Genomic DNA, 4683 nt, shown 5'->3' with positions numbered 1-4683 from the left:
TAGAAGCAGTAGATAGTAAAAATAAAATATTTGAACAATCAGTAATAAAAACAGATATAGAAGAAAATACAAAAAACTATTATGGTCAAGAAGTTATTATAACAGATAGTTTTAATGCAAGAAATGGTGCCTTCTCAGGCTTTGAATTAATAAATTTAAAACCAAGTAATCTTACAACAGTTTCTAATAATAATGAATGGCTGTTTGATTTCTGGGCTGATACAATAGCAATATAAAGGAATAAATTTGAATAAAAAATCTCTAATACTACTTTGTTGTGCTCTTTTTTCGTATGCACAAGATAAAAATTATAAAACTGAAGTAGGTATAGGCCTTGATCAATTAATTGGTGTTGTAGTTCAACAAAATGCAAAAATGAAGTATGAAAAACTTAATAATGATATGAAAAAAGAAGATATCAATTATGAAAAAGGAAACTTTGAAAATGAATTTTTTGTAAATGTAGAACATACTCATACATATAAGCAAAATAGTATTCAAGAAGCAATAGCAAGAGATGACCAATCTGTTTATAAAGAAGATGTAACTAGCACAGATATTGGTATAAGAGGATTGAATATTTATGGAACACAATGGAGTGCTTCAACAAAAACATATACAACAGAGAGTAGTTTAATAGATGCTTCTAATAATGGGATTGATAAAGAGTATGTTAATGGATTGTTTTTAGAAGTAAAACAGCCTATTTTAAAAGGCTTTGGCTCTAAAATAGGTGAGACTAATATTAATTTAGCAATACTAGAAGATAAAGTAAGTAAAGAAGAATATAAAAAGAATATGATGAGTTTGGTTGAAGAAGTTGTTGTTAGTTATTGGAAACTTTATGGCTCTAAAGAGATTTATGAAACTTGGAAAGAAACAATAGAAATAATAAGCAAACAAAAAGAAGATATTCAAAGAAAAGTAAAAGCTGGAAATATGGCACATGTTAATCTTTTACAAATTGAAAGTGCACTTTTAACAAGTAAAGTGGAAGCATTTAGTTCTTTAGATATGCTAGAAAAAGAGAAGAATAATATCTTGTCATTATTAAATAGTTCTTCTTTAGAAAATAAGATTAGTCTAAAAGCAATAGATAAACCATTAATTCAAAATATAGAAATTCCACAATTACAAGATGCAATAAATACATCATTTAAAAATTTTCCTGAATTTAATATAATTTTGAATAAAATAGAACAATCAAATCTTAGAACAAATTATGCGTCTAATCAATTATTGCCTTCTTTAGATATAGTTGCAAAAATAAATAATGATAATCTTGATAAAGATTTAACAGGAGCTTTATCAGAAGTAAATAATGATGATTATATTTCTTGGTATGCAGGTCTTAACTTTAGTATTCCAATTGGTGGGAACTTAAAAGCATCATCAGAACTTATGAAACAGAAACTTAAATTGCAACAAGTTAAGTTAGAACAAAATAATTTAAAGAATACTCTGATAAATGAACTTGATTTAAAAATCAAAAATCTTAAAAGAAATAAATTACGTCTTTTAGAATTAAAGAAAACATTAGAAATAAAAAATGAGATATCAAAAGTTTATACTTTACAGTTAAAATATGGGAAAACAAATGCAAAAGAACTAATGGATGTTTATGCAGATGCAATTTTAGCTAAAAGAAAATACTTAAGAGGTATTATAGATATAAAAGTGGCGGAAGCTATTTTATATAAAGCAATGGGAACATTACTAGAAAAACATCATATAAATTTAAAATAAAAAGGAAATATTACAAATAATGAAAATTTATTATTTATTATTTAAAATTTTAGTGACATTTATTTTGTGTTTTAATATTTTAAATGCAAAAGTTTACAATGGTTTAATAGAACCAATAAAAAGAGTTAATCTTAGTTTATCTATTGATGGTGTAGTCTCTGAAATCAATATAAAAGAAGGCTCTTTTGTTAAGAAAGATGAAAGTATCTTAAAGCTTTTTGATAAACTACAATCTCTTGAAGTTCAAAGAAGAAAAGTGTTAGTTGATGATAAAACAAGACTTTTCTATCTAAGAAAAGAACTAAAAATAGTTGGTAATATATATAAATCAAGTAAAATCCTTTATGAAGAAGCAGGATCAATTAGTAAAAATGAGTTAGATGGTTATTCAATAAATTATTATAAACTTAAGAGTAGCTTGGATGAATTAAAAAGATCAAAAAAATTAGAAGAAATAGAATATAAACTTGAAAATGAAAAACTTAAACTTTATACATTAAGAGCACCTTTTAATGGAATAATTACAAAAATAATATTAGATGTTGGGGAAAGAGGTAGAACAGGGGATATTGTAGTTGAACTTGTAGATAGTAGTACTTGTTTTGTTGAAGTTAATATTCCAGAGATAGAAGTTCATAATATTAGTGTTAATCAAGATATAAGTATTGCAATAGAAAGAGAAACAAAAAAAATACAAAAAAATGCTAAAATTTCATATATTTCTCCTATTGCAGATTCTTCAAGTGGACTTGTTCTTGTTAAATTAGAATTTGAAAATAAAGACCTTTCTATTATTCCAGGAATTTTAGCTAATGTAGAGTTTAATACTAACAAATGATTATAGAACAGAATAAAGACTCTTCAGCAAGTGAGTTAATTAATAATCTTAGATTAATAAGATACAGTAATATTAATCAATATGATCGTATGGAACACTATACACAGAATATATATTATCTTTTAAAAGCTAATGAATTAATATTATTTGAAAAAAAAGATAATTCTTGGGCTTCTTTAATAAATATTTCACAAAATAATGAAGTACCTATTGAACTAAAAGATTCTGCTTTTGAACTAGCTTCAAAAGCTTATGATAGAGGTTTTTCTTATGAACAAATAAGATATCCTATTAATAATTTACAGAATCAAATTGCAGTTGCTTTTAAATTAGAAACAGATGATGATAGATCTCTTATTGTTTTTTTTACAATTACATTTATAAATCAAAGTGAATTGAATAATACAGTTTTAAAAACACAATTAATTAATGATGTGTTAAAAACACACACAAGCCAAACAAATCAAGAACCTAATAATAGCATTTCAGCAAATGAAGATATTCAGTATATACTTAATTTAAGTACTGAATTATTAGAAATAAAAAAATTCAAAGTTTTAGCTAATACTTTAGTTAATAATATTTCTGTTAAATTTGAATTTGATAAAGTAAGTTTAGGTATGTATAAAAATAACAAGTTAGAACTTGTTTCAATCTCTCATATTGATGAATTTGAAAAAACTCATGTTATAAATGAATCTTTATTAGAGCTTTTTGATGAGTCTGTTTCTCAAAATGAAGATATTGTTTTAATTGATTGTGATGACTCAGAACTTGTTAATATTACTCATAGAAAATATTATGCAGAAAATAATATTAAAACTTTAATAACGTTTCCACTTAGATTTAAAGAGAAGATTATTGGAGCTATTACTCTTCATTCTCATAAAAAAATATTTACAGAAAATGAAGTTTTATTATTAAGATTAACAATAAATAAAGTATCTGCAATTATTAATAATCTTTATGAGACAGATATATCTTTACCCCTATATTTGTTAAAAAAAGCAAAATCTTATTTGAAATATTGGCTTTCTCCAAAAGCTTCATTTGTAAAAATTATTGTTACGATATTAAGTCTAATTATGTTTTATATGATGTTTTTTACATGGAAATATGAAGTTGATGCTACCTCTGTTTTAGTTACTGATAAAGAAGCGTATATAACTTCTCCTTTTATGGGGATAATTGATGAAGTATTTGTTCAATCAGGAGATAAAGTAAATATAAATCAAAAACTCTTTTCTCTTAATGTTGATGAGTTAAAAATAAAAGAAATGGAATCACGAGCTGATATTATAAGATATCAAAAAGAACAAAATAAATTCATGGCTCAACGTGAATTAGCTGATATGAGTATTTCAAAAGCAAAAGTTACTCAAGCTATAAGTAGATTAGAAAGAATTAAATATACAATAGAAAACTCTATAATCAAATCGCCTATTAATGGTATTATTGTACAAGGAGATAGAGAAAAGCTAATTGGCTCTCCAATAAATAAAGGTGATTTAATATTTCAAATTTCAAATTCAAACGAATTATATTTAGAAATCAAAATACCAGAAAAAGATATATATAATACTTCAATAGGGCAAAAAGGTGAGCTTATTTTATTAAGTGAACCTCTTAATAGTTATGCATTTACTATTAGTAAGATTATTCCTAAAGCAGAAGTTAATTCCCAAGATGGAAATGTTTACATTGCTTATGGATTATTGGATACAAAACAAGAAGATTGGTGGCATCCAGGAATGAGTGGAATTGTGAAGATAGATACCGGAGAAAAAAATATCTTTTGGATTTTAACGCATAATTTATTTGATTCATTACGAATCTTTTTATGGTAAATTAATATGAGCGCAAATATTTTTAGTGATAATTGGTTTATTGTTTCAAAACTAAATGTTTCATTATTAGACTCAATTATAATACATAAACATTATTTTAAAAATACAGCATGGTATTTATTAGAAGAGGTACATAATAATAAACATTATAGAATTGATGAGCCAACATATCAGTTTATAAGAAGTTTAGACTCTAATATTAATTTAGAGGAAAATTGGCAAAAATATATAAAAAGTAATCCTCTTGAAGCA

Annotated in this window: 5 protein-coding genes; all 5 read left to right on the top strand. The window is 24.6% G+C overall.

The window, feature by feature from the left end; genetic code table 11:
- Positions 1 to 236: hypothetical protein (locus ACERKK_RS11385; RefSeq protein ID WP_373773198.1), on the top strand; the 236-nt coding region annotated here is incomplete at its 5' end.
- A gap of 10 nt (positions 237 to 246) precedes the next feature.
- Positions 247 to 1746 carry a TolC family protein gene (locus tag ACERKK_RS11380; protein WP_373773197.1) on the top strand — a complete coding sequence of 500 codons (1500 nt, stop codon included), beginning with the start codon at positions 247 to 249 and terminating at the stop codon, positions 1744 to 1746.
- Positions 1747 to 1765: 19 nt separating this feature from the next.
- Positions 1766 to 2584 carry an efflux RND transporter periplasmic adaptor subunit gene (locus ACERKK_RS11375; RefSeq protein ID WP_373773196.1) on the top strand — a complete coding sequence of 273 codons (819 nt, stop codon included), beginning with the start codon at positions 1766 to 1768 and terminating at the stop codon, positions 2582 to 2584.
- Positions 2581 to 4431, top strand: coding sequence for an efflux RND transporter periplasmic adaptor subunit (locus ACERKK_RS11370; RefSeq protein ID WP_373773195.1), 1851 nt, complete (start codon positions 2581 to 2583; stop codon positions 4429 to 4431). Before ACERKK_RS11375 ends, ACERKK_RS11370 begins: the two co-directional genes overlap by 4 nt.
- 6 nt (positions 4432 to 4437) lie before the next feature.
- The coding region (locus tag ACERKK_RS11365) for a hypothetical protein (RefSeq protein WP_373773194.1) at positions 4438 to 4683 on the top strand (246 nt) is incomplete at its 3' end.

This window comes from Poseidonibacter sp., assembly GCF_041821165.1.
Lineage (GTDB): Bacteria > Campylobacterota > Campylobacteria > Campylobacterales > Arcobacteraceae > Poseidonibacter.
This window is presented reverse-complemented; position numbering and strand designations above follow the sequence as displayed.

What these genes read in the sequence shown, in the direction of transcription:
- ACERKK_RS11375 (WP_373773196.1), top strand. Translation starts at nt 1,766, where the DNA reads ATGAAAATTTATTATTTATTATTTAAAATTTTAGTGACATTTATTTTG.
- ACERKK_RS11370 (WP_373773195.1), top strand. Translation starts at nt 2,581, where the DNA reads ATGATTATAGAACAGAATAAAGACTCTTCAGCAAGTGAGTTAATTAAT.